The sequence below is a fragment of the Rhodococcus sp. SJ-2 genome (genome assembly GCF_053750035.1).
Window position 1 is genome coordinate 934,795 of record NZ_CM132340.1, and the last position, 26,017, is coordinate 960,811.

The 26,017-nt window shown below is 66.7% G+C and carries 14 protein-coding genes (1 of these 14 cut by a window edge); 7 read left to right on the forward strand and 7 right to left on the reverse strand.

What is annotated here, in order from left to right; translation table 11 throughout:
* The 3 genes from ACSYG9_RS04290 to ACSYG9_RS04300 form a co-directional block, all read right to left on the reverse strand.
* Nucleotides 1-12,678 carry the start of a non-ribosomal peptide synthase/polyketide synthase gene (locus tag ACSYG9_RS04290; protein WP_454841295.1) on the reverse strand. It extends 17,589 nt beyond the left edge of the window, so only the first 12,678 of its 30,267 coding nucleotides appear in the window; it begins with the start codon at nt 12,676-12,678; its stop codon lies beyond the left edge, outside the window.
* Between the two features lie 53 nt (nt 12,679-12,731).
* Nucleotides 12,732-13,943 (reverse strand): alkane 1-monooxygenase, encoded by a 1,212-nt coding sequence (locus tag ACSYG9_RS04295; protein ID WP_454842876.1) that lies wholly within the window; start codon nt 13,941-13,943, stop codon nt 12,732-12,734.
* 246 nt (nt 13,944-14,189) lie between these two features.
* Nucleotides 14,190-14,393 carry a cold-shock protein gene (locus ACSYG9_RS04300; protein ID WP_054807297.1) on the reverse strand — a complete coding sequence of 68 codons (204 nt, stop codon included), beginning with the start codon at nt 14,391-14,393 and terminating at the stop codon, nt 14,190-14,192.
* Between the two features lie 162 nt (nt 14,394-14,555).
* On the opposite strand from ACSYG9_RS04300, the gene ACSYG9_RS04305 reads away from it, so the two are divergent.
* From ACSYG9_RS04305 to ACSYG9_RS04315, 3 genes are all read left to right on the forward strand, one after another.
* Nucleotides 14,556-15,821, forward strand: a complete 1,266-nt coding sequence (locus ACSYG9_RS04305; RefSeq protein WP_169687089.1) for a pyridoxal phosphate-dependent aminotransferase — start codon at nt 14,556-14,558, stop codon at nt 15,819-15,821.
* 307 nt (nt 15,822-16,128) lie between these two features.
* Nucleotides 16,129-17,394 carry a YibE/F family protein gene (locus tag ACSYG9_RS04310; RefSeq protein ID WP_454841296.1) on the forward strand — a complete coding sequence of 422 codons (1,266 nt, stop codon included), beginning with the start codon at nt 16,129-16,131 and terminating at the stop codon, nt 17,392-17,394.
* A 460-nt stretch (nt 17,395-17,854) separates the two neighbouring features.
* A complete protein-coding gene (locus ACSYG9_RS04315) occupies nt 17,855-18,427 on the forward strand; it encodes a hypothetical protein (RefSeq protein WP_454841297.1) in 573 nt (190 codons plus the stop codon).
* Between the two features lie 77 nt (nt 18,428-18,504).
* Here ACSYG9_RS04315 and ACSYG9_RS04320 read toward each other — a convergent pair whose 3' ends face one another.
* The 4 genes from ACSYG9_RS04320 to ACSYG9_RS04335 all read right to left on the reverse strand — a co-directional run bounded on the left by ACSYG9_RS04320 (nt 18,505) and on the right by ACSYG9_RS04335 (nt 22,390).
* Nucleotides 18,505-19,914 (reverse strand): Hsp70 family protein, encoded by a 1,410-nt coding sequence (locus tag ACSYG9_RS04320; RefSeq protein WP_454841298.1) that lies wholly within the window; start codon nt 19,912-19,914, stop codon nt 18,505-18,507.
* 159 nt (nt 19,915-20,073) lie between these two features.
* Nucleotides 20,074-21,393 (reverse strand): nucleotide sugar dehydrogenase, encoded by a 1,320-nt coding sequence (locus ACSYG9_RS04325; RefSeq protein ID WP_440125974.1) that lies wholly within the window; start codon nt 21,391-21,393, stop codon nt 20,074-20,076.
* A gap of 89 nt (nt 21,394-21,482) precedes the next feature.
* Nucleotides 21,483-21,689 (reverse strand): three-helix bundle dimerization domain-containing protein, encoded by a 207-nt coding sequence (locus ACSYG9_RS04330; RefSeq protein WP_440125975.1) that lies wholly within the window; start codon nt 21,687-21,689, stop codon nt 21,483-21,485.
* 26 nt (nt 21,690-21,715) lie between these two features.
* Nucleotides 21,716-22,390, reverse strand: a complete 675-nt coding sequence (locus tag ACSYG9_RS04335; protein WP_454841299.1) for a hypothetical protein — start codon at nt 22,388-22,390, stop codon at nt 21,716-21,718.
* Nucleotides 22,391-22,637: 247 nt separating this feature from the next.
* Here ACSYG9_RS04335 and ACSYG9_RS04340 point away from each other — a divergent pair, with 247 nt between their 5' ends.
* The 4 genes from ACSYG9_RS04340 (at nt 22,638) to ACSYG9_RS04355 (ending at nt 26,008) form a co-directional block, all read left to right on the forward strand.
* Nucleotides 22,638-24,062: an MFS transporter gene (locus ACSYG9_RS04340; protein ID WP_454842878.1), complete on the forward strand. Its 1,425-nt coding sequence runs from the start codon at nt 22,638-22,640 to the stop codon at nt 24,060-24,062.
* Between the two features lie 67 nt (nt 24,063-24,129).
* Nucleotides 24,130-24,513: a metalloregulator ArsR/SmtB family transcription factor gene (locus tag ACSYG9_RS04345; RefSeq protein ID WP_440125978.1), complete on the forward strand. Its 384-nt coding sequence runs from the start codon at nt 24,130-24,132 to the stop codon at nt 24,511-24,513.
* Entirely contained in the window at nt 24,510-25,595 is a 1,086-nt protein-coding gene (arsB, locus tag ACSYG9_RS04350) for an ACR3 family arsenite efflux transporter (protein ID WP_454841301.1), read from the forward strand. Before ACSYG9_RS04345 ends, arsB begins: the two co-directional genes overlap by 4 nt.
* The gene (locus tag ACSYG9_RS04355) at nt 25,592-26,008 is read left to right on the forward strand and encodes an arsenate reductase ArsC (RefSeq protein WP_454841302.1); all 417 of its coding nucleotides are present in this window, start codon (nt 25,592-25,594) and stop codon (nt 26,006-26,008) included. Before arsB ends, ACSYG9_RS04355 begins: the two co-directional genes overlap by 4 nt.
* The last annotated feature ends 9 nt before the right edge of the window (nt 26,009-26,017 follow it).

The following is a 26,017-nucleotide window of genomic DNA, read 5'->3' on the forward strand; positions in this document are numbered from 1 at the left end:
GAGCTCGCCGCCTCCGACGATGTCCGGAGGCGCGACCACCATGGTGGCACCGGCGGAGAACGCGGCGATCTGTTCGAATACCGATGCGTCGAAGCTCGACGACGAGAACCGCAGCAGCCGCGATGCCGTGTCGAGGCCGAGTTCCGGTCGGTGCCCGGCTGTGAAGGCAGCCAGACCGCGATGGGTGACCACGACGCCCTTGGGGGTGCCGGTGGAGCCCGAGGTGTAGATCATGTATGCCGCGGACAGTGCCGTGATTGCCGGTGCGAGTGGAGTATCGGGCTGGTCTTCGGCGTCGACCGACAGCCATGGGATGCCGGACGGTCCGGTGCCGACCCCGATGTTCGCGTCCGAGTCGGACAGCAGGTATTCGATGCGTGCCGTGGGCAGCGCCGGATCGATGGGTACGAACATCGCTCCGGTCTTCACGACCGCCCACAACGCCACGATCGCGTCGATCGAGCGTGGGAACGACAGTGCCACTGCGGTTTCCGGTCCGGCGCCGTGGGCGGTCAGTTTGTGCGCCAGGCGGGTGGAGGCGCGGTCGAGTTCGGTGTAGGTGAGACGCCGGATGCCATCGGTGGCGGCGATTCCGTCGGGATCGGCTGCCACGCCGGCAGCGAAGATCTGCGGCAACGTCTGCGGGGGCAATGCGGCGGGCACCGCGTGAGCGAGTGCGCGGGAGATCTCTGCGTCGTCGAGTACCGGCAGGTCGCCCACTGCGAGGGTCGGCTCGGACGCGATCGCACCGAGCAGTCGTGTCCACCGCTCGGCGAGAGTCACGGCGGTGTGTTCGTCGAACAGGTCTGTGGCGTAGGTGAGCGATGCGGCAAGCGACTCGTCATCGCCGTCACGGACGGTGAATTCGAGATCGACCTTGGCGACGTCGATGCCGGGGTCGAGGGGCTCCACGGCGAGGCCGGGCAGCTCGAGGGTTCCGGTGCCCTGGTTCTGCACCGACAGCGACACCTGGAACAGCGGTGCATGCGCCTGCGAACGGACGGGGTCGACGGCGTCGACGACCTCCTCGAACGGCACGTCGGCATGGCCGAATGCGGCGAGGTCGGTGTCGCGGACCTGTTCGAGGAACTCAGCGAATCCGGTGCCCGGGTCGATGCGGGTGCGCAGCACGAGGGTGCCCACGAACATGCCGACCAGGTCGTCGAGTGCGGCGTCTCCGCGCCCGGCGATGGGCGTGCCGATGCTGATGTCCTCGGTGGATCCGAGCCTGCAGAGCAGCACGGCGAGCGCCGCGTGCAGCACCATGAAGCGGGTTGCGCCGTGGCTTCGGGCCAGGTTGTCGAGCGCGCGCACGGTGTCGGGGCCGATGCGGAATTCGGTGCGGGCACCGCGCTGTGAGGCGACGGCAGGGCGCGGGCGGTCGGCGGGCAGATCGAGCACCGCAGGCTTGTCGGCGAGCGTGTCGGTCCAGTACGCGAGCTGACGCGCCGCGATCGATGTGGGGTCCGAGTGGTTGCCGAGCAAGGCGCGTTGCCACAGCGCGTAATCGGCGTACTGCACGGCGAGGGGGGCCCACGCGGGTTCCGTTCCGGACAGTCGCGCCTGGTAGGCGACGAGTATGTCGCGGGCGAGCGGCATCGTCGAGGCGCCGTCGGCGGCGATGTGGTGCACCACGACGACGAGGATGTGCTCGTCGTCGGCGAGCCGGAGCAGCGCTGCGCGAGCGGGGGTCTCGTCGGTGACGTCGAACCCGTGACCTGCCACGGCGACGATCTCGTCGCGCACCGTGTCTACGGTGGCTGCGCGCGGGGTGAGATCGAGCGGTGCGACGTCGAGCACCACCTGATGCGGGTCGGTTGCGGTCGCAGGAAACACCGTGCGGAGGGTCTCGTGCCGTTGCACGACATCGTCGACCGCCGCCTGGAGCGCATCGATGTCGAGGTGGCCGGTCAGGCGCACCGCGACGGGAATGTTGTAGACCGGTGATGCGGGATCGAACCGGTTGATCAGCCACATCCGCTGTTGCGCAGGCGAGAGCGGGATGTGCTCGGGCCGAGTACCTGCGGTCAGTGGCGGGCGCTGATCCGCGGCGCCTTCACGGACGGCGAGCGCGAGCGCCGCGACCGTGGGGTTCTCGAAGAGCGCACGCACACCCAACGACGAGTCGAGCCGCGCGATCACCCGCGTCGCAGACAGCGAGTTGCCGCCGAGTGCGAAGAAGTCGTCGTGCGCACCGACCCGGTCGACGCCGAGGATCTCGGCGTACACCTCGGCGACGCGCACTTCGTCCGCGCTGCGAGGTTCGACGAACTCGGATGCGGCGAAGACAGGTTCGGGGAGCGCGCGGGTGTCGATCTTGCCTGCACCCGTGCGGGGGAAAGTGTCTACGACGGTGATCGACGACGGCACCATGTACGCGGGCAGCACCTGCGCGGCGTACACCGACAGCTCGGCCGGATCCGGCGCGCCGGTCTCCTTCGATGCCGTCACATAGGACACGAGGGTGCCGGTCGCTTCGTGCGACACGGTGACCGCCGCGTCGATTCCGTGGTGGCCGGCGAGCACCGCGTCGATTTCCGGCAGTTCGATGCGGTGACCACGCACCTTCACCTGGAAGTCGGTGCGCCCCAGGTAGTCGAGGTCGTCATCGACCCAGCGGACGAGGTCGCCGGTGCGGTACATGAGTCCGCCGTGCAGCGGGTTCGCGACGAATCGGGATGCGGTGAGCGCAGCCTGATCGTGGTAGCCGCGGGCGAGGCCGGCGCCGTACACGTAGAGCTCCCCCGGGACTCCTGCCGGGACAGGACGCAGCCGCGTGTCGAGCACCACTGCGCCGGTACCGAGCACGGGCCGGCCGATTCGCACGGGCTCGCCCGTCGTCATCGGTCCGAAATGGGTGGCCATGATGGTCGCCTCGGTCGGGCCGTAGGCGTTGAACATCTCGCGTCCCGGTGCCCACCGCTCGACGAGCGATGGCTCGCATGCTTCGCCGCCGACAACGACGACTCGAACATGTTCGAGGCGTGCAGGGTTCAGCGTCGCGAGGGCAGCGGGGGTGAGGAAGAGGTGAGTCACACCCGTGAGGTGCTTTTCGAGTTCGGTGCCGCCGTAGACGTCGGCGGGGATCAACTGGAGTGTTGCTCCCCCACCGATGGCCATGAAGATCTCGAGTAGCGACGCATCGAAACTCGGCGATGCGAACGCCGCGACCCGGTCACCGGGTTGCACCCGATAGTGGCGTTGCTGCTCGGCGACGAATGCGGCGAGTCCGCGGTGAGTGACGACGACGCCCTTGGGTACGCCCGTCGACCCTGAGGTGTAGATCAGGTAGGCCGCCTCGTCCGGGCGCGGCAGGCGACCGGTGATCGGCCGATCGTCACCGCCGGTGTGCGGCGCCACCCAGGTGAGGCCACCGGGCAGTGCGGTGTGCGCGACACCGAGACGCGCACCGGAGTCGGTGATCATGTGCTCGATACGCGCGGCGGGATAGCCGGGGTCGACGGGCAGGAACGTGGCGCCGGTCTTCGCGACGGCCCACAATGCGATCACCGAGTCCACCGACCGCGGCAGCGCGACCGCGACGACCGACCCGGGCACTGCCCCGGCCTCGATGAGGTTGCGGGCGAGGATGTTCGAGCGCAGATCCAGTTCGCGGTAGGTCACGGTCGCGGAACCGGAGACGAGGGCGAGAGCCTCGGGGTCGGCTGCGGCGTCGGCGAACAGAACGGGCAGGGGTCGGTAGGGGGCGGATTCCGGGGCCTGCATCAGAGTGAGGTGTTCGTCATCCGACAGCAGCTCGACGTCGCCCACTGCCGACTGCGGGTCGGCTGCGACACCGGAGAGCACGCGTACATACCGCTCGAGCATCATGGCGGCGGTGCGGTCGTCGAACAGGTCGTGTGCGAACGTCAAAGCGACGGTGGCGTGGTCGTCGTGCTCGGTGACCGCGAATTCCAGATCGAACTTGGCGATACCGAAATCGACGGGAAGAACGTCGATTTCGAGACCGGGCAGCGACACGGAGGCCGGGCGCGGCACCTCGAGTGCCAGGACGGTCTGGAACACCGGATGGTGTGAGGTGGCGCGTGACGTACCGAGGGCGTCGACGAGCCGCTCGAACGGCAGATCCGCATGTGCATAGGCAGCGAGGTCGACATCGCGTACCCGCGCGAGCACATCGGTGAACGATTCACCGGAGGCCACCGACACGCGCAGCGGAAGCGTGTTGACGAACATGCCGATGACATCGTCGAGGTTCGACTGTCCGCGCCCCGCGACCGGTGTGCCGATGGTGATGTCCCCGGTGCCGCTCAGCCGGGCCAGCAGCACCGCGAGTGCGGCGTGCAGCACCATGAACAGTGACGCACCGCGCACGCGCGCGAGTTCGTCGAGCTGAGAGTACAGCTGCGAGTCGAGTTCGGCCGACACGGTGCCGCCGCGGAACGACGGGACCGCGGGACGGCGGCGGTCGGTCGGCACATCGGATACCTCGGGCGCACCGGCGAGGGTGTCGCGCCAGAAGCCGAGTTGACGGGCGCCGAGCGAGCCGGGGTCATCGACGTCGCCGAGCAGGTCGTGCTGCCAGATCGCGAAGTCTGCGTACTGGACGGGCAAGGGCTCCCAGGTGGGGGCGTTACCGAGGACGCGGGTGCCGTAGGCCGCGACGAGATCGCGGGCAAGTGACTGCATGGACCACCCGTCGATGGCGATGTGGTGCACCACCAGCACGAGCACGTGGCTGTCGACGAGTGCGCCGTCGGCACTGCTCTCCCGCAGCACCGTCAACGCGACGGGCGGCGCGGCGGTGACGTCGAAGCCGCGTCCCACCACCGCGCGCAGTCTCTCGTCGAGCGGCCCGTCGAGTGGCTGGGCCGCCGGCACCCGTCCGGGCTCGGAAACGGGCAGGATCTGCTGGTATGGGCCGTCGCCGGAGTCGGGGTAGCGGGTGCGCAGCGTCTCGTGGCGCCCGGCGATGTCGATCACGGCGGCGCGCAGCGCCTCCTCGTCGAGTACACCGGTGAGCCGCAATGCGACCGCGACGTTGTAGGCGCCTGAGGTGGGGTCGAAACGGTTGACGAACCACATGCGCGTTTGCGCGGGCGACAGCGGGATCCGCTCAGGGCGTGGTCGCGCGGCCGGTTGCGTCCGCTGATCGTCGCGGCGGCCGTCGATGATCCGGGCCAGTCCTGCGACCGTGGGGTTGTCGAACAGGTCGCGTACCTGCAGGCGGGTGCCGAAGTGGTCGTCGAGCCGGGCGAGGAGCCGGGTCGCGGTGAGCGAGTTGCCACCGAGGTCGAAGAAGCTCGTCGTCGCTCCGACACGGTCGTGGCCGACGAGTTCGGCGATCACCCCGGCGACGATGTGTTCGGTACCCGACGCCGGTGCTACATGCTCGGCCGATCCGAATTCGGGTTCCGGCAGGGCCTTTCGGTCGAGTTTTCCGTTCGCGGTGACGGGCATCGCGTCGAGGGACACGGCGAGGGTCGGGATCATGTGTCGTGGGAGCCGCGACTCGGCGTGTGCGAGAGCCGCGTCACGGTCGCCCACCACGTACGCGACGAGATGTTCACCGGCGGCATCGTCGCGATGCAGCACGACGACGGCCTGGGTCACGGTGTCGGGCTCGAGCAGTACGGCTTCGATCTCGCCGAGTTCGATGCGCTGGCCTCGGAGCTTGACCTGGAAGTCGCTGCGGCCGAGGTACTCGAGCGCGCCGTCGGCGCGCCACCGGACCAGGTCGCCCGTACGGTACAGGCGTCCGTTGCCTGCGGGGTCGGCGACGAACCGTTCCGCCGTCAGCCCTGCGGCACCGTAGTAGCCGGTCGTGAGCTGTACGCCACCGAGATAGAGTTCGCCTTCGATTCCGATGGGCACAGGACGCAGTCGCCGGTCGAGCACCCGCACCGACGTATTCCATACGGGCGTACCGATGGGGACCGGGGTTTCGCCGGGCACCGTCTCGTGGGCGGTGACGTCGACGGCCGCTTCGGTCGGTCCGTACAGGTTGTGCACGGGAACGGCGAGCGCCTCGGCCACCCGCGACACGCTCGCCGCGGTCAGCGCCTCACCACTGGTGAAGATCTGCCGCAGGGCGACGCACCGCGACAGATCACCTTCCGCGAGGAAGACATCGAGCATCGATGGAACGAAATGCACTGTGGTGACATGATTTTCGGCGATCACTCGCGACAGGTAGCGGGGGTCGCGGTGCCCGTCCGGGGTTGCGAGCACCACGGCGGCACCGGTGAGCAGTGGCCAGAACAACTCCCAGACCGACACGTCGAAGGTCGCAGGGGTTTTCTGCAGGACGACGTCGTCGCCGGTCAGCGGGTAGCGGCCCTGCATCCATTGCAGCCGGTTGACGATGCTGCGGTGCGAGATCGCAACGCCCTTGGGCCGCCCGGTGGAACCGGAGGTGAACAACACATATGCGAGGTCGTCGGAGTGCAGGGGGCGACGGCGATCGGCGTCGGTGACCACGCTGTCGGAGAACGACAGTGCGTCGGGCAGCACGTCGAGCACACGAGCGGGGCGTGCCGTGTCGAGGACGTGCGCGGTGCGCTGCTCGGGCTGGTCGGGATCGATGGGCACGTAGGCCGCGCCTGCGGTGACGACGGCGTGTATCGCGATGAGCTGCTCGAACGACCGCGGCATCGCGACCGCCACGAGGTCGCCGGGGCCGATCCCGTCGGCGATCAACGACCGCGCGACCCGATTCACGCGTCCTGTGAACGATGCGTAGCTCAACGCGCCGCCGCCGTCGACGACGACCGCGGTGCCGTCGGGGGTGCGTTCCGACTGCTCGCGGAGCAGGTCGGGAAGTGTCTTGGCCGGAAGCGCGACGTTCTCGCCGCGCTCGAAGTTCGCGATCACGCCGAGTTCGCCCGGCACGAACACTTCGACGTCGCGGATGTGCGTGTCGGGATGGGCGACGAAGGTTTCGAGTACGCCGAGCAACCGCTGCACGAGCCGCTCGACGGTGGCGCGATCGAACAGGTCGGTGCGGAAACGCACGCTCAACCGCAGGGTGGGTTCGAGGATCGCCATCACGGTGATCGGGTAGTGCGTGGCGTCGCGGGCATCGATGTCCGTCACGTGCATCCCGGCGAGATCGGTGGTCTCGTCGAAACCTGCCCGGTCGACGGGGTACGACTCGAAGACGGTCAGCGTGTCGAAGAGAGTTCCGGCGCCGACGCGCTCCTGGATCTCGCCGAGTCCGATGTGGTGATGCTCGAGCATCGCGACCTGGTCGTCCTGCACGCGCCGGAGCAGGCCGACGACGGTGTCGGACTCGTCGAGCCGGACCCGCACCGGCAGGGTGTTGATGAACAGGCCGAGCATGGACTCGACACCGGGCAGTTCGGCCGGACGCCCCGATACGGTGGCGCCGAACACGACGTCGTCGCGGCCCAGCACGCGCCCGAGAACGAGCGCCCACGCCGTCTGCACCAGGGTGTTGACGGTGACATCGGTGTCGCGGCGGGCGACAAGTCCCGTGCGGAGCCACGCGGGCAGTTCGACGTCGATCTGCTCGGGATTGACGTCGAGCACTTCCCCGGCATGCGGGGCGACCAGCGTGGGGTCGGCGAGCCCCGACAGCGCATCACCCCACGCCTGCAGCGACCGGCCGTGGTCCTGGGCGTTCCACCACCGCAGGTAGTCGCGGTAGGGCACCGGCTCGGCGAGCGCATCGGGTGAGACATAGCAGGAGAGCACTTCTCGCACGAGCAGCGGCATCGACCAACCGTCGAGGACGAGGTGGTGGTTGGTCAGCACCAGCACGGCGTCCGCGCCGGTACGCACGAGCACGGCCCGCAACAGTGGCGGACGCGCACTGTCGAACGGCGATGTGCGTTCCGAATCGAGGACTGCGGCAAGAGCGTCCGCGTCCACTTCGACCTCACGCCACGGAACGTCGACCCGGTCGAGCACGAGCTGGGCGGGCACTCCGGTCTCGTCGTGGACGAACGCGGTGCGCAGGTTGGCGTGCCGGGCGACCACGGTCTCGATCGAAGTGCGCAGTCGTGCCGCGTCGATGCTGCCGGTGAGGTTCAGGGTGAGCTGAGCGACGTAGACGTCGAGCGACCCGGCGGCGAGCTGCGAGTGGAACAGCAGTCCCGACTGCAGCGGCGGCAGCGGCCAGATATCCTGCACACCTGGGTATTCGGCTTCCCACCGTTCGATCTGATGCTGCCGCACCGACACCAGCGGCACGTCGGACGGGGTCAGACCGCCCGCCCCGTGACCCTCCACATGCGCGGCAAGGGCTTCGAGAGCGGTGTGCCAGCGGGTCGCGAGGTCGGTGACGAACTCCGCCTGCACCACCCGCGGCACGTACGCGAAGGTCGCGGTCAGGTGAGGCCCGTCGGGGCCGTCGATCACCATGGCGTTGATATCGACGGCCGCGGACACCGCGAGCTGCGAGGTGCGTGTCGGGTCGAGATCGACGTCTGCCGGGACCCAGCCGATATCGCGGATCTCCTCCGGAATGTGCCCGGAGGTCAGGCGTCCGAGATAGTTGAACCCGATCTGCGGAACGCGCGATGCGGCGAGGACGGGGCGCGATTCGTCGTCGAGATGACGAAGAATGCCGTATCCCGCACCGTGATTCGGGACGGCAGCGAGCTCCTCCTTGATTGCCTTGAGCACCGCTCCCGCGGCGGGACCGCCCACGAATGCATCGTCGAGGTCGATCGACTCGGGCACGGCGGGACGCACCGGATAGACACTGGTGAACCAGCCGACGGTGCGCGCGAGGTCGGCACCCTCGTAATCGCGGCCGTGGCCTTCGAGCAGGATCGGCACTGCGCGGCCGTACCTCGACAGCGCCAGCGCAAGCGCGGCGATGAGCCCGTCGGCAGTGCCCGAACGGAACACCTCGGGCAATCGTGTGAGCACTGCGGCGGTGGTCGCGGGGTCGAGGTCCACCCGTATGCGTTCGGTGGTCGCGAGTGTGTCGATCCGCGGGTCGAGTTCACCGATTCCCGGAAGAGGCGTCACTGCATCGAGAGTGCGCTGCCAGAATCCGAGTTCGTCGGCGTGCACGCCGTCGCGGGCATCGGAGTGCAACGCGTGCGCCCACCGGCGGTAGGAGGTTCCGCCCTGGGCCGGCACAGGTTCGGTGTTCGCGACGATCTGCATCCACGCCTGCGCGAGATCCGGCAGCAGCACGCGCCACGAGACACCGTCGATGACGAGGTGGTGCGCCACGAGCAGCAGCCGGCCGTGCCCTTGCGCGGCGTCGAACCACACGCACTGCAGCATCACCCCGCTGGAGGGGTCGAGACGCTGTGCAGCCGAGTCGCATCGGGCGTCGACGAGGTCGCCGATCGACTCGGCATCCGGAACGGTGATCCGTTCGATCGCCACCGCACCCGCGGGAATTCCCTCCGGGACCAGCCACGTACCGGCGGTGAACATCGAGCGCAAGATGTCGTGGCGACCGAGGAGTGCGGTGACCGCGGCGGTGAGCTGGTCGTGGGTCAGATCGACCGGGGTGGTTACCAGCACTGCCTGAGCGAACGTCGAATAGTCTCCGCGGCCGAGCATTTCGTGGACGATCGGGGTGAGCGGTACCGGCCCCACGCCCCCACCGTCGAGTTCACGCAGGACCGAGTCGTCCGACACCACCGACGCAACCCTGGCCAGTGCCGCAATCGTCTTGTGTTCGAAGATCTGCCGCGCCGTGATGTACAGGCCCACATCCTTCGCGCGGGCCGCGAACTGCATCGCGACGATACTGTCGGCGCCGAGCGCGAACAGCGAATCGTCGGCACCGACGCGTTCGACATCGAGCAGACCCTGCGCCACTTCGGTCAGCAGGCGCTCGGTGCCGGTGAGGGGAGCGCGGAACTCGGCCGACGCGAACCTCGGCGCAGGCAATGCGGCACGGTCGAGCTTGCCTGCCAGAGTGACGGGCACTTCGTCGAGTTCGACGACGGACGCGGGCACCATGTGCGACGGCAAAGTGCGTTCCACGCCGCGGATGAGCGACTCGGCGTCGAACAGAGCCCCGGGCTCCATCAGCACGTACGAGACGGGGACTACGGAATGCCCCGCATCGTGGACGACGGTGACCGCGTACTCCACTCCGTCGAGCGCACGCAACGCCGCGTCGATCTCGCCGAGTTCGATACGGAAACCGCGGATCTTGACCTGGAAGTCGGATCGTCCCACGAAGTCGAGTTCGTGATCGGCGGTCCAGCGCACCTCGTCGCCCGTACGGTACAGACGCGTGCCGGGGTCGAACGGGTTCGCCACGAACCGATCTGCGGTCTGCCCCGGACGATTCAGGTAACCCCGCGCGAGGCCGGCGCCGCCGATGTAGAGCTCGCCGACGAAGCCGACCGGGACCGGCCGGAGCCTGCGGTCGAGGACGACGGCCGTGACACCGTCGATCGGGCGGCCGATCGTGATCGGTGCGCCCACGGTCAATGGTTCACCGGCGGTGACGATGATGGTGGTCTCGGTGGGCCCGTAGCTGTTGACGAAACGGCACGTGTCGCCGAAACGGGCGACGAGATCGGGGGTGCACACGTCGCCACCCACCACAACGGCCTCGAGATCGTCGAGTCCAGCGGGGTCGACGGTGGTGAGCACCGTCGGTGCCGACACGATGTGCGTGACGCGGTGACAGCGCAGCACCTCGGCGAGGTCGTCTCCGCCGAGCACGTCGGCGGGGGCCACGACCATTGCGGCGCCCGCGCTGAACGCCTGCAGCATCTCGAAGATCGACGCGTCGAAACTCGCCGACGAGAACCGCAGCATCCGCGACTGCGACGTCAGGCCCAGCTCCGGCCGCGCCTCGGCCGCGAACGTCGCGAGCCCGGTGTGACCGACGACGACGCCCTTCGGTGTTCCCGTCGAACCGGACGTGTAGATCATGTAGGCCGCGTGGTCGGGGTGCAGCGACGGCGGAACGAACGAGGCCGCGGACTCCTCGGCCGTGATCGGATCGTCGACTGCGATCCAGCGCGGTCCTTCCGGGAGCCCGTCGATCCGTGCACGCACGGTAAGACCCAGTCGCACACCGGAATCGCGCACCATGTAGGCGACGCGCTCGGCGGGCAGCGCCGGATCGATCGGCACGAACGCCGCCCCGGTCCTCGCCACCGCCCACATCGCGATGATGGCCTCCGCGCTGCGGTCCATGCTCAGCGCGACGAATTCCTCGGGCCCGGCGCCCGCGGCACTCAGCACCCCGGCCAGCAGGTCGGCGCGCCGATCGAGCTCGCGATACGTCAGGGTCCTGGCACCGTCGATGATCGCGGGACCATCGGGATTGCACGCGACACCGTCGGCGAGCAGATCGCGCAGGTGCCGCACCGGGCGGGTGGACGGCCCGTGCGCGGGAACGAGTGCGGCGCGCTCGTCGTCGTGCAACACATCGAGGGCTCCCACCGGACCGGCCGTCGAGACGAAACCGTCGAGGAACTCCACGAAACGTGCGTGATGCGAACGCAGTTCCGCTCGCGAATACAGATTCGGGTTGGCCTCGAGGTCGATGTGCGCGGGATCGTCGGCGTCGCTCGGATAGATGTTGAGCGAAAGATCCTCGACAGGGCCGGTGCTGAGCACGTGCAGCTTGCCGATCGCATCGCCGAGGCGGACATGCCCCTGGAACATCATGATGTTCACAGCAGGCCCGAAGAATCCGCGGTCGGCACTGCCGTACCCGGTGTCGCGGCGCATGTCCTCGTGCCGGTACCGCTGATGACGCAATGCCCCGGTCAGCTCGAGCTGCACGCGACGCATGAGATCTGCGGCGGTGTCGTCGGGTCCCACCGTCATCCGGATCGGGACGACATTGGAGACCATGCCGCCGGACCGGCGCAGTTTCGCGGTGGTGCGTGCGGAGACGGGCAGGCTCAGCACCACTTCACGTTCGCCGGTCACCCGCGACAGGAACGCTCCGAATGCCGCGACGACCACCGTCGCGAACGTGGTGCGTTCGTGTTCGACGAGCAACCGGTCGACGGCCTCGGCCACGCGGTCGGGTAGCGGAGCACTCCACCGCACCGGGTGCGAACCCACGGGGGCCGCGCGACCGGCGAGGCTGATGGGGTGCGGGAGGTTGCGGATACGCTCGGCCCAGTGGTTGCGGTCGGAGTCGAACCGGGTCGACGAGCGATAGCGGGCTTCGTCCTCCACGATGTCGGGTAGCGCGCTCACGCCGAACGGCTCGGGGTCGCGGCCTTCGACCACCGCGGTGTAGCGCTCGGCTGTGCGATTACTGAAGGTCATCGCGCCGAAGCCGTCGAGAGCGATGTGATGAATACGGGTGTAGATGAAATGTCGCTGCTCGGCGACACGGAGGACAGCGCACACGATGAGCCGGTCGCGGAGCATGTCGAGCGGTGCGACCCACTCGGCGCGGATCCATTCGATCGCGGCCGCCTCGGGGTCGTCCTCGCCGCGGAGATCGAGGATCGTGGCCCGGTCGTGGAGGGTGTCGTCGATGGCTTGGAGCGGCTCGCCGTCGATCTCGTAGAGCCGCAGCATGCCCGTACCGATCTCGCGAGCGGCTTCTGCGCCTGCGTCGGCGAAGATCTCGGGGTCGAATTCGCCGTGGACGTCGAGGTACTGGGCGATCGTCAGCGGCACATCGCCGAGTAGGTGCTGCGCGAACCAGATACCCCGTTGGGCGGTCGAGAGAGGAAAACCGTCGAGCGAGGCGTTGCCCCCGTGATGTCCATCAGGTCCCGAATCCGCTGACACTAGCCTCCCACCCGCGCTCTCCCCCGAGTCGCGATCCGATCGTTATCGCAAACTCATCTTCCTGTTACAGGATTACCGGGCTGTCCGTACCGCGCAAGCAGTGCATCCACTTTGCCCGGATCCATGTTGATACGACTCAGATCGTAGTCGTAGTGCTCGAGAAGTTTCGGATCGATGACGCGACGCCACAGCGGCGGGAACAACGACAAGATGATCAGGACGGCGTATCCCGCGGGAAGCTGCGGCGCATCCTCCATGGACCGCAATGTCTGGTAGCGACGCATCGGGTTGGCGTGGTGGTCACTGTGTCGCTGAAGGTTGTACAAGAACAGGTTGGAACACATGTGGTTGCTGTTCCAGCTGTGTTCAGGTGCCACCCGCACATACTTGCCGTCGTCCCGCTTGCGACGCAGCAGCCCGTAATGCTCCAGATAGTTGGCGCCCTCGAGGAACATGATCGCCATCACGGCCTGCACGACGAGCCACGGCGCGATCTGCCAGCCGAACACGGCAATGAGGGCGGCGTAGAGCACCGCGCTCAGCAGCCACGCGTTCAGGACGTTGTTGTGTTTCGGATTCCACGTCGACACACCGCGCCGGGCCAGTCGCGCGCGCTCGTATTTCCACGCCGACGTCAAGCTTCCCATCACGGACCGCGGAAGAAACTTCCAGTAGCTCTCACCGAAGCGTGCGGTCGCGGGATCTTCCGGGGTCGCGACACGGATGTGATGACCGAAATTGTGCTCGACGTAGAAATGGCCGTAGAACGACTGGGCGAGGGCAATTTTCGCGAGTCGTCGTTCGATCTTCGTTCGCTTGTGGCCCATCTCGTGCGCCGCGTTGATTCCGACGCCACCGACGATGCCGAGTGTCGCGGCCAAGGCGAACTGTTCGGCCCAGCCCATCGGTTGTGACACCCACAACCAGCAGCCGAAGACCAGTCCCGCGTACTGCAGTGGCAGATACACATAGGTGCAACGCCGGTAGTACCTGTCGTTCTCGAGGTCCTTCATGACCTCGTCCGGCGGATTACTGGTGTCAAGTCTCGTGTAACGGTCCACCAGCGGGCAGATGACGGCGATCATGATGGCGCCGGTCGCCCAGAAAACTCCGAGATGCAGATAGTGGACCAAGAGCCACGCGAGAAAAGGACTCAGCGGGATGGCCAGGCCGTACAGCCACAGATATCGCTTGGGGTCACGCCATTGCCGCTGGTTGCTGCGCCGCTGCTGGCTGTGCGCAGCAGAGCTTCCTCCCCTTGTCACTGACACGATCAACCCGCTCCAAGCCACCCGGGAGAATCCCCCGAGCACGATCCCTGCTTGCCCACAGAAATAAGCTGATCTCTGTGACCCCCCGACGCGGGTAGATGTTACCGAAACTCACCCCATCTGCAGCAATCCCCTGCAGGTTTGTGCCCCAACGCACAGGGGCCACCACCGACCACGACCTACACGACGACGGCGCCGCATCTCACGATGCAACGCCGCCGACAGAAACTGTGGGTCGAGTCAGATGACGCGGACGCCCTGAGCCTGCGGCCCCTTCTGCCCCTGTCCGATCTCGAACTCGACGCGTGCACCCTCGTCGAGGCTCTTGAAGCCCGAACCCGAGATCTCGGAGTAGTGCACGAAGACGTCAGCTCCGCCACCGTCCTGCTCGATGAAGCCGAACCCCTTCTCTGCGTTGAACCACTTGACTGTTCCCTGCGCCATTCCGAGTACTCCTAAATCGTCCCGCTTCATCTCCCCGACGAAGCAGATCTTGCATGGAGCCCCAATCATTGCACTGATACGGACAAACGTCGCCCCCGAGTTTCGACAAATTTCGCGTGTCGTGGAAAACCGGGTGAAAATCGTTTGCTGGGCAGTGGCACGATGGTCCCCGTGAACAACGAGGATCAGGGCCAACTTCATCATCGGATGACACGCACACTCGAACAGTCGTCCAAGCTCCAGAACGTGCTGTACGAGATCCGTGGGCCGGTACACGCCCATGCCTCGCGGCTCGAAGCCGAAGGTCACCGCATCCTCAAGCTGAACATCGGCAACCCCGCTCCGTTCGGATTCGAAGCCCCCGACACGATCGTGCAGGACATGATCGCGTCGCTCCCCCACGCGCAGGGCTACTCCGAATCACGCGGTATCGCCTCCGCGCGCCGCGCGATCGTCACCCGCTACGAGCTGGTGCCGGGCTTCCCCAAGTTCGACATCAACGACGTCTACCTGGGCAACGGCGTGTCCGAGCTCATCACCATGACGATGCAGGCGCTGCTCGACGACGGCGACGAAGTCCTCATCCCCGCGCCGGACTACCCGCTGTGGACGGCGATGACGTCGCTCGCAGGCGGCACTCCCGTCCACTACCTGTGCGATGAGACGAACGACTGGAACCCGGACATCGACGACATCGAGTCGAAGATCACCGAGAAGACCAAGGCTCTGCTCGTCATCAATCCGAACAACCCCACCGGCGCGGTGTACTCGGCGGAGGTCCTCACCCGGTTGGTCGCACTCGCCCGCAAACATCAGCTGCTGCTGCTCGCCGACGAGATCTACGACAAGATCCTCTACGACGACGCCAAGCACATCTCGCTGGCGACGCTGGCTCCCGATCTGCTGTGCTTGACGTTCAACGGCCTGTCGAAGGCCTACCGGGTAGCCGGGTACCGGTCGGGATGGATGGTCATCACCGGTCCAAAGGAGCACGCGTCCGGGTTCCTCGAAGGCATCGATCTGCTCGCCTCCACTCGCCTGTGCCCCAACGTCCCGGCACAGCACGCGATCCAGGTGGCGCTCGGTGGCTACCAGAGCATCGACGATCTGGTGCTTCCCGGTGGGCGTCTCCTCGAGCAGCGCGACGTCGCGTGGGAACGTCTCAACGCCATCCCCGGCGTCAGCTGCGTCAAGCCGCGCGGCGCGCTGTACGCGTTCCCGAGGCTCGATCCCGAGGTGTACGAGATCCACGATGACGAGAAACTCGTCCAGGATCTGCTGTTGCAGGAAAAGATCCTCATGGTGCAGGGCACGGGCTTCAACTGGCCGAACCACGATCACCTGCGCGTCGTGACGTTGCCGTGGGCACGTGATCTTGCGGTGGCGATCGAGCGATTCGGCAACTTCCTGTCCAGCTACAAGCAGTAGGAATCGTTGCCAAACGGATATCTGGGCAGTCCTGGCCCAGAAAGTACCAGGTCGCAGGAGGTTCACCCGAATCGACGCAGGCGAATTGCCCTAGGGTGACCAGACCCACACGGTAAACCGCTTCCCCGATTGGTGAAACTACAAGTAACTTGGTGATCGGCACCTCGAGTGCCGGGCTCCCTGGCTCACGCCATCCCCCCTGTGCGAAGCCAGGTGAAGGTGGCGGGGACACCCCCTGCTCCCCGCCACCACCAGCCCTTTCTCCCCCAACGCGGATCTTCTTCCCAGCTATGGCTAGCCTGTTGCGGTGAGTCATGGACACGGGCACGGGCACGGACACGGCCACTTCGAGGGACCCGCTCCACTCGCTCCCCTTGCCGCCAGGATCGTCGTCGGCCTCCTGGTCGCGATCGGCGCTGTGGTGCTCGTCGGCACAGCGATGCTCTGGCCGAGCGAGCAATCCGTCGACATTCCCGCGCCGTTCCAGACCTCCGACGGCGGCGCCGTCGTCACCGAGGCCGGAACGGTCGTCGAGCAGACCAGCGGGTGGTGCGGAAGCGCGTCGATGGGCCGGGTGTTCACGGGTGAGCCCACGCCGCCGCCGACCGAGTCGTTCGAATGCGAGCGCAGCGTCATCGACATCGAGTCGGGCCCCAACGCCGGTACCCGCACTCTGCTCGAAGTCATTCCGGGCCCCGGCCAACCCGAACTGCACAGCGGCGATTCGATCCGTCTGGTACGTCAGACCGATCCGACCGGCGCGACGGTGTACTCGTTCTACGACTTCGCCCGCGGACTGCCGCTCACGCTGATCGTCGCGGCGTTCGCGATCGTCGTCGTCGCGGTCGCCCGGTGGCGCGGTCTGCGCGCCCTGATCGGGCTCGGTGTCGCATTCGGCGTGCTCGTGATGTTCATGCTCCCGGCGTTGCTCGACGGGCAGCCTGCCGTCCCGGTCGCGCTGGTGGGTGGTTCGCTGATCCTCTACGCGGTGCTGTATCTCGCACACGGCGTCAACCTGCGGACGAGCTCCGCCCTCCTCGGCACCCTCGCGTCGATGGCCCTGGCTGCGGTGTTGTCGTATGTCGCGATCGAGATGACGCACCTGACGGGCCTGTCGGAGGAACAGAACACCGACGTACAGCTCTATATCGAGCAGGTGTCGATCACAGGGCTGCTGCTCGCCGGATTCATCATCGGTTCGCTCGGTGTGCTCAACGACGTGACGATCACCCAGGCGTCGTCGGCGTTCGAGCTTGCAGGCCTCGACCCGCGGGCCTCTCGTCGAGAGATCTTCGTGTCGGCGATGCGCGTGGGCCGCGATCACATCGCCAGCACCGTCTACACCCTCGTCCTGGCCTACGCAGGTGGTGCGCTGCCGCTCCTGCTCCTGTTCTCCGTCGCGGGCCGGTCGGTGTCGGATGTGCTCACCGGCGACGCCGTCGCCATCGAGGTGGTTCGCGCGTGTGTCGGTGGTATCGCGCTGACGCTGTCGGTGCCGCTCACCACCGGTATCGCCGCGGTGCTCGCTCGCACCGGCACCCCGGCCGCACCCGCCGGCCGTCACTCACGGTGACGAACCTTCCTCCGCTTGCTCGGGTTTCCTCGGGTCGTGAGGGAAAGGGAAGACGGGGTGGTGGGGGAAGAATTATCCACAGGCGCCGGAGTTATCCACAATGTCGCCTTTGCTCGGTTTTTGGGGCGCGTATTGGTGCAGGCTCACTGCATACCGGATCCCATACCGCTCACCCGCGCCCTCCTTCGTTCACGTGGCGTCTCCGACGACCGCATCACCCACGCGATTCGGAGCGGAACTCTCGCATCGATAGCGCGGACTGTATCTCCGCCGGGTCGACTACGACGCGCTCGATGCCATCGGCCACCATCGCGTCCGCGCCAGGCATGAAGGGTCCCGACTCCAGCCCGGTCACGCGCTCAGCCATGTCTCGGCGGCCCTCGTCCACGGCTTCGACGTGTGGGATGTCGACCTGCGCCGGATACACGTTTCGGGGAGCAAGGGGCGGATCACCGAAAGCATGTATCGGCACCAGACCCAATTCTCCGACGGGGACCTCGTCGACGTCGGTGTTCCTGTCACCTCGACCGAGCGGACCATCGTCGACCTCGCCCGGTCACTGCCTTTCGAGCAGGCAGTGGTTGCGGGAGACTCCGCGCTGAGGCTCGATCCCTCCGCCCGCGATCGGCTTCCCGGCGCCGTGGTCTCCGCATCGTGGGGCCATGGTGCGGCGGCTGCCCGCGCGGTGGTCTCGTTTCTCGACGGGCGCAGCGAGAGTGTCGGTGAGTCCCGGTCGCGGGTACGCATCGCCGAGTGCGGCCTACCCACGCCGATCCTGCAGCAAACCGTCCGGGCTCGCGATGGGCGCACCTACCGTCTCGACTTCTTCTGGAAGGACAGCGGAGTAGTCGGTGAGTTCGATGGTCTCGGCAAGTACGACGACCGTCGCGACCTGGTGGCGGAGAAGCGGCGCGAAGACGCTTTACGCGAGCTCGGATTCCAGGTCGTCCGCTGGACATGGCGCGACCTGGACCGATTCGACGCCGTCGCCGCCTGTATCTCACGCGCGGGCAAGAGCCGAAAGCATGCGTGAGGCAATTCTTCCCCCGCTACCCCGGCTTCCCGTTCCCTCACGACCCGAGGGACCCCGGGCAAACGGGGGAAGCTCGCTCAGAGCCCCGGAAGCTGGATCTGCGGGAGCGGAGGCAGCTCAATCGTCGGTAGCTGAATGACGGGAAGCTGGACTCCTGGGAGCAGCTGTGGTGGCTGGGGCGGCGTGGACTCCGGGGAAGGGGGAACCGGGCGCGGTTCATTCTGCGTCACCGTCGTGGTGACGGGAGGTGTGGTGGTGACAGTCGCGGGTGCGACGGCGGGCTGCGGGCGCGGGACGCTGCGCGACGTCGTGGGCGTCACGAACGTCTCGGTGGGGCTGGTTCCATCGTCGTCGGATGATCCGGAAAACAGGCCGTTGCCTGCACCGAGGCTCACGCCGATCACCGCGACCACGGCCAGCGCGGTTCCGGCGAGACCGGCGCCGGAGATCTGCTTGCCGCTCACCTCGGGTCCTCGATGGCTCAGCGCGCCGATCCACGACTTCTTCACAGTGGCGGCAGGTTCCGGCTGAGCGGACGGTTGCACCGGCGCGGTGACCACCGGGATCTGCTCGGTGACCGCCGACATGTCCGCCGAGGGGGGAACGATGCGGGTCAGGGAGCTCACCGGCTGCGAGGATGACGGTTTGCCAGCGAGAATCGCGCCGCCCTTGGCGAGCACGAGTTCGGGCTCGTGGGGCACGACCAGCGGAAGTCCGATCCACGAGCGCAGCACTTCTTGCACGAGCGGGATGTGAGCGCCCCCGCCCAGCAGGACGACGGCTTCGGGATTGCGGCCCGAACGGGCGATGACGTGATGCACGAACTGCGCCGACGACTCGACGCACTGGGCGATGAGAGGGTCGAACGTGTCGCGCGACATCAGCACGACACCGGCGGCACCGGGCACGGCGACGCTGTCGGTCGCCGACAACTTCTCCTTTGCCTCCCGGCATTGCGCCGACAGTTCGTCGTCGGTCGCCGGGTCGTCGGGTCGCCACACACCGTTGGTGTCGAGCTGGTGCTCGCGGATCACCTGATCGAAGATGCGGCCCCCGATGGTGTCGGTGCGTTCGGCAAGGACCTCACGGAGACCGAGATCGACGACGGTGACGGTGAGACCGGAATCGCCGAGGTCGTAGAACACGGCGGTGTCGCTGCCCAGCTCACCGGTCGCCTGCAGGTACGCGAGCGCTGCTTCCGGCTCGGAGACGAGCGTGAAATTGCTCAGGTGCTCGACGGCCAGCGCCGCGCGGATGCGCTCGGCCTGAGCCTCGTCACGGTAGACGATGCCCAGCGCATCGATCGGCTCCCCGGCGATACCGGTCTGGCTCAGCACCCCGAGTGTGCGGGCAGCGAGCCGAGTGGGCTCGTCCTTACCCGTCTCCACCACTTGGAATTGGAATCCCGCCGACGGTGCAGTCCGGTCGATCGGACGCACAATCCGGACGGCGCTTTCCCCCACGGTTACCCCGAGAACCGAACTCATCAGCCGCCTTCGACAGTCGTTTGTCGCGCCGGCTGTCAGCCACCCCCGGCACCTCGCACCCGGACGATGGTACCCAATGGGATTTTCCATATCATTCGGGTTGGCATCGCGCCGGGTTCGCCACGCCGAACCTCGCGTGACAGTTACGTGAAGTAACTATCAAACTGCGACGCCCAGCCTCGAATAGGTCCATCCGGCGCTTTCCCACGTTTCTCGCTCGAGGCACGCCCGACCGTCGAGCACTGCCTTGGTGTTGACGACCGACGCGATCACCGTCGCGTCGAGGTCACGGAATTCGGGCCATTCGGTGAGCACGAGCACCGCGTCTGCCCGAGCGCATGCCTCGATGGCGCTCGTCGCGTAGCCGAGGGTCGGGAACACCTGCCGGGCGTTGTCCATTGCCTGCGGATCGAACACTGTCACCGCAGCACCCTCGAGTTGCAGTTGACCGGCGACGTTGAGTGCCGGGGAGTCACGGACGTCGTCGGAGCCCGGTTTGAACGCCGCTCCGAGAACCGCGATTCGTGCGCCGAGGACCGAGCCGCCACACGCCCGTCTCGTCAGTTCCACCATCCGTGTCCGTCGACGCATGTTGATGCTGTCGACCTCGCGCAGGAAATGCAGCGCCTGATTGGCGCCCAGTTCACCCGCGCGGGCCATCAGGGCACGGATGTCCTTCGGCAGGCATCCGCCACCGAATCCCAGCCCGCTGCCCAAGAAGCGCCGGCCGATCCGTTCGTCGTGTCCGAGGATGTCGGCGAGTTCGACGGCGTCGGCCCCGGCGACCTCGCAGACCTCGGCGATTGCGTTGATGAACGAGATCTTCGTGGCGAGAAAAGCATTCGCCGACGATTTCGCGAGCTCCGCAGTCGCGAGGTCGGTGACGAGGAAGGGCACGCCGCGGTCGATCAGCGTCGCGTACACGTCGCGCAGGATCGCTTCGCCGCGTCCTGCTCCCTTTCGCTCCACCCCGCACACGAGACGATCCGGCGACAGGGTGTCCTGCACCGCGAATCCTTCGCGGAGGAACTCGGGATTCCACACGAGTTCGACGTCGGCGTGCGCCGCAGCGCGCACCCGTTCCACGAGGTCGACTGCCGTCCCGACCGGTACCGTCGATTTACCGACGATCAATGCGGGCTCGGTCAGGAGCGGGCTCAGTGCGTCGACGACTGCGTCGACGTGTGACAGATCCGCCGCGTATTCCCCCTGCTTCTGCGGAGTCCCGACACAGATGAAGTGGACTTCGGCAAACGCTGCCGCGTCCTCGTACGAGGTGGTGAAGGCAAGGCGACCGGCGTCGAGATTGCGGCGGAGCAACTCGGCCAGGCCCGGTTCGTAGAACGGCACCTCGCCTGCTTCTAGCTTCGCGATCTTGCCGGCGTCGATGTCGACTCCGAGCACGTCGTGCCCGAGTTCGGCCATGCAGGCCGCGTGCGTGGCTCCCAAATACCCTGTTCCGAACACTGCGCAGCGCATACCAGACTTGTTACGCAACGGATGTGAGCGACGGGCAAACCGCGAGAAGCACCGCGCGAACGGCCGGTGTACATCCCGCCCGGGCGAACTCAGCCGGACGCCGGCATCCTCGACAGGAGGACACGTGCTCGACGTTCGACGAACAACGGCACGAACTCTCTGATCTTGCGACCATCGAATTCGGCCCTGAGGTCGGCGACCAGCGTCTCGATATCTGCGACGGGAACTTGAGGAAAACGGCTGCTCAACTGCTGGATCACTCGGGATATACCCTGCTCCTCCGCGGTGGCGCTCATGTGAATATCATCCCCCTCGACCCATCTCAGTCGAGCAGGTTCACTGCATTTGCCACCACGAGACTGAGGATGACGATCGACAGAAGCGACTGCACCGCCATCGTGAGCTTCGCCCATCGCGCCAGCGGCATGACGTCGGTCGGACTGAACGCGGTCGCATTGGTCAGGGCCAAATACAGATAATCGACGAAGATCGGCCGCCATCCCGGCCGCGCGAGGCGTGGGTCGAGCTGCTGCGGGAAAGCCAGATCCGGGTGGACCGGCGGCCGCAGATGCCGGGTCACGGGTCCACCACCGTCGAGTTCCCAGTACAGGAAGGCGAACGCAAGCACCGTCTGCAACCACACCAATGCTCCCGCCACGAGCAGCTCGATCGGCTCCGGCGTCTGCGGGGCGCCGTGGAGCAGATCCCAGACGAGTCGCCCCGCACCCCACGCCGCGCCTGCGGCGATCGCCACCACGAGCGCAATCGACAACGCCCGCACCCATCGTCCGGGCCGGTCGATTCGGCCCGGATCGACGACAATCAGCGCGAGGAGCACGAAACCTTCGATCGCTGGCAGGAACCAGTCGGTGCCCGGCGAATAGCGCGCAGGCAACAGGAGCGGCACGGCCATCGCAACCAGGACGAACGCCGATGCGGCCCAGCGGCGCTCCGCGCGAGACGAGCCGCCCTCAGGTGTGAGCGAATCGTCGCCCATGCCGAACCCTCGTTCCTGAATGCGGAGCTCGCGTGTGCGAGAGTCCGTACGTTGTCCGATGGTGGGTGTACGTTGATGCGTCTGAGCTTCCGTGGCCGGGTGCCGTTGATCGTTCCGGACGATTACCTTGCTCGCCGGTCGCCGATACGAAACGAACGGTGAGGAACAGCGCGTGACCGATACGAGCCAGCAGCACACCTACGCCAGGCCCTGGCCTGCGCTGTGGGCGCTGTGCCTGGGCTTCTTCATGATCCTCGTCGACACCACCATCGTTGCGGTGGCGAACCCGGCAATCCTCGAAGCCTTCTCCGCCGACATCAACAGCGTCGTCTGGGTCACCAGCGCCTACCTCCTGGCGTACGCGGTGCCCCTGTTGATCACCGGGCGCCTCGGCGACCGCTACGGCCCGAAGAAGTTGTATCTGACAGGCCTTGCACTGTTCACGGTGGCGTCCCTGTGGTGCGGCCTGTCCGGCAGCATCGAGATACTGATCATCGCGCGGGTGTTCCAAGGCTTCGGCGCCGCCATGATGACCCCGCAGACGATGGCCGTCATCACCCGCACCTTCCCCCCCGACAAGCGCGGCACCGCGATGGGCCTGTGGGGCGCGACCGCAGGCGTCGCAACACTGGTCGGTCCGCTGGCGGGCGGCATCCTCGTCGACGGTCTCGGCTGGGAATGGATCTTCATCGTCAACGTGCCGGTCGGCGTCATCGCCTTCCTCGCCGCGATGCGGTACGTCCCCGCCCTCGAAACACACCCGCACAAGTTCGACATCCCCGGTGTCGTACTGAGCGCTGCGGGCATGTTCCTTCTGGTGTTCGGTCTGCAGGAGGGCAACACCTACGACTGGTCGCTGCGGATCTGGCTGATGATCGGGTCCGGACTCGTCCTACTCGCGCTGTTCGTCTGGAACCAGTCGCGCAACAAGGACGAGCCCCTGCTCCCCTTGGTTCTCTTCCGCGACCGCAACTTCTCGATGGCCAACATCGCGATCACGTCGATGGGCTTCTCGATCACCTCGATGATGCTGCCCCTGATGTTCTATGCGCAGAGTGTGCGCGGACTGTCCCCGACGGGGTCCGCTCTGCTGATGGTGCCGATGGCTGTGCTGTCCGGTGTGCTCGCGCCGGTCGTCGGAAAGTTGGTGGACCGCACGCATCCGCGTTACATCGCGGCACCCGGGTTCCTGATGCTCGCAATTTCGCTGGCCTGGCTGGCACTGGTGATGACCCCGCACGTAGCGATCTGGGAATTGCTGCTGCCGATCTCGTTGATGGGCATCGCCAACGCCTTCATCTGGTCGCCGCTTGCCGCGACCGCAACACGCAACCTGCCGCCGCATCAGGCGGGCGCGGGCTCGGGTATCTACAACACCACCCGGCAGGTCGGTGCTGTCCTCGGTAGCGCTGCCATCGGCGCTCTCATCACCGCGCGCCTGTCTGCCAACGGGCTGTCCGGTGGGGGCGGTGGTATGGAGGGCATGGCCGGCGAGATTCCGGAATTCGTCCGCGACGGTTTCAGCTCGGCGATGGCCGAGTCGACACTGCTGCCCGCGGCGGTGCTGGCCGTCGGGTTCGTTGCTTCACTGTGCTTCGCCCGGCCGATTCGTGCGGACGAAGAGCCCCCGGCCGAGCAGCCTGCGGCCGAAAGCACCGAAGCGAAGCCGTAGACCGGCAGCTACATGCTCCGCCCGTGTGCGTTTGACGCAGAATATCGATAATCGTCAATATAGACACATGTCGAATCAGTCGAGCGTCAGCGAACCCTGCTGCGCTCCCCTCGTCCGCGAACCACTCGATTCCGGCTCGGCGACCGACCTCGCCCGCATGTTCAAAGCCCTCGGCGACCCCGTGCGATTGCGCATGCTGAGCCTCATCGCCAGCCACGAGAACGGGGAGAGTTGCGTCTGCGATATCGCGCCGTCGTTCGACCTGTCGCAGCCGACGCTCTCACATCACCTGAAGGTGCTACGCGAGGCAGGAATCCTCGACTGTGACCGTCGCGGCACATGGGTCTACTACCGGGTGATCCCGTCCGCGCTAGAGCAGCTGTCGGCCGTGCTGGCGATCGAAACCGGTGTGATCGCAGGATCGGCGTGTGCACCGGAGGTGACCGCGTGAGCACCTCGACCCACGACCCGGTCGTCGCCAAGCTCTCGACGCTGGATCGATTCCTGCCGGTGTGGATCGGTGTGGCGATCGTCGCCGGACTCCTGCTCGGCCGGATCATTCCGGGTCTGGGCGACGTACTGAGCATCATCGAGATCGACGGCATCTCACTACCGATCGCTCTCGGCCTGCTGATCATGATGTATCCGGTGCTCGCGAAGGTCCGCTACGACCGCCTCGACACCGTCACCGGCGACCGCAAGCTGCTGATCTCCTCGCTGGTGCTCAACTGGGTGCTCGGCCCCGCATTGATGTTCGCGCTGGCGTGGCTCATGCTCCCCGACCTGCCCGAGTATCGCACGGGCCTGATCATCGTCGGTCTCGCCCGCTGCATCGCCATGGTGATCATCTGGAACGACCTCGCCTGCGGAGACCGGGAAGCCGCCGCCGTGCTGGTCGCGATCAACTCACTGTTCCAGGTGATCATGTTCGCCGTGCTCGGCTGGTTCTATCTGTCGGTGCTGCCCGGCCTGCTAGGGCTCGAACAGACCACGCTCGACGTGTCGCCGTGGCAGATCGCGAAGTCGGTGCTGATCTTTCTCGGCATCCCTCTGGTCGCCGGATTCCTCACCCGCCGTTTCGGTGAGAAGGCGAAGGGACGCCAATGGTACGAGGACCGCTTCCTCCCGAAGATCGGGCCGTGGGCGCTGTACGGACTGCTCTTCACGATCGTGATCCTGTTCGCGCTGCAAGGTCGGCAGATCACGTCGCAGCCGTGGGACGTCGCACGCATCGCGCTCCCGCTCCTCGCGTACTTCGCCCTGATGTGGGGCGGTGGTTATGTGCTCGGCAAATCGATCGACCTGGGTTACGAACGCACCACGACCCTCGCGTTCACGGCCGCAGGCAACAACTTCGAACTCGCGATCGCTGTCGCGATCGCGACGTTCGGTGTCACGAGCGGGCAAGCGCTCGCCGGGGTCGTCGGCCCGCTCATCGAGGTGCCCGTTCTCGTGGGCCTCGTCTACGTCTCCCTCGCGCTGCGCTCCCGGTTCTCTCCGAAAACACCAGACCCGAAACGGATCACCTCATGAGCGAGACACCGTCCGTCCTGTTCGTCTGCGTCCACAACGCGGGCCGGTCGCAGATGGCCGCGGGCTTCCTCACCGCGCTTGCCGGGGACGCGATCGAGGTCCGTTCCGCCGGGAGCGCCCCGGCAGAGAGGGTGAACCCCGCCGCGATCGAGGCGATGGCGGAGGTGGGTATCGATATCTCTGCAGAGAACCCGAAGATCCTCACCGTCGACGCTGTGCAGACCTCCGATGTCGTCATCACCATGGGCTGCGGCGACACGTGCCCCGTGTTCCCGGGCACGAGCTACCGCGACTGGGTACTCGAGGATCCCGCAGACAAGGACGTCGAATCGGTACGTCCGATCCGGGACGAGATCAAGACCAAGGTGCAGTCCTTGATCGCGGAACTGCTTCCTCCCCATCGCGATCGATGAATCCGGCCC

Coding starts and splice junctions, on each gene's coding strand:
- ACSYG9_RS04305 (WP_169687089.1), top strand. CDS start 14,556: ATGGTCCCCGTGAACAACGAGGATCAGGGCCAACTTCATCATCGGATG.
- ACSYG9_RS04340 (WP_454842878.1), top strand. CDS start 22,638: ATGATCCTCGTCGACACCACCATCGTTGCGGTGGCGAACCCGGCAATC.
- ACSYG9_RS04320 (WP_454841298.1), bottom strand. CDS start 19,914: ATGAGTTCGGTTCTCGGGGTAACCGTGGGGGAAAGCGCCGTCCGGATT.
- ACSYG9_RS04345 (WP_440125978.1), top strand. CDS start 24,130: ATGTCGAATCAGTCGAGCGTCAGCGAACCCTGCTGCGCTCCCCTCGTC.
- ACSYG9_RS04315 (WP_454841297.1), top strand. CDS start 17,855: ATGTATCGGCACCAGACCCAATTCTCCGACGGGGACCTCGTCGACGTC.
- ACSYG9_RS04355 (WP_454841302.1), top strand. CDS start 25,592: ATGAGCGAGACACCGTCCGTCCTGTTCGTCTGCGTCCACAACGCGGGC.
- ACSYG9_RS04335 (WP_454841299.1), bottom strand. CDS start 22,390: ATGGGCGACGATTCGCTCACACCTGAGGGCGGCTCGTCTCGCGCGGAG.
- ACSYG9_RS04300 (WP_054807297.1), bottom strand. CDS start 14,393: ATGGCGCAGGGAACAGTCAAGTGGTTCAACGCAGAGAAGGGGTTCGGC.
- ACSYG9_RS04325 (WP_440125974.1), bottom strand. CDS start 21,393: ATGCGCTGCGCAGTGTTCGGAACAGGGTATTTGGGAGCCACGCACGCG.
- ACSYG9_RS04330 (WP_440125975.1), bottom strand. CDS start 21,689: ATGAGCGCCACCGCGGAGGAGCAGGGTATATCCCGAGTGATCCAGCAG.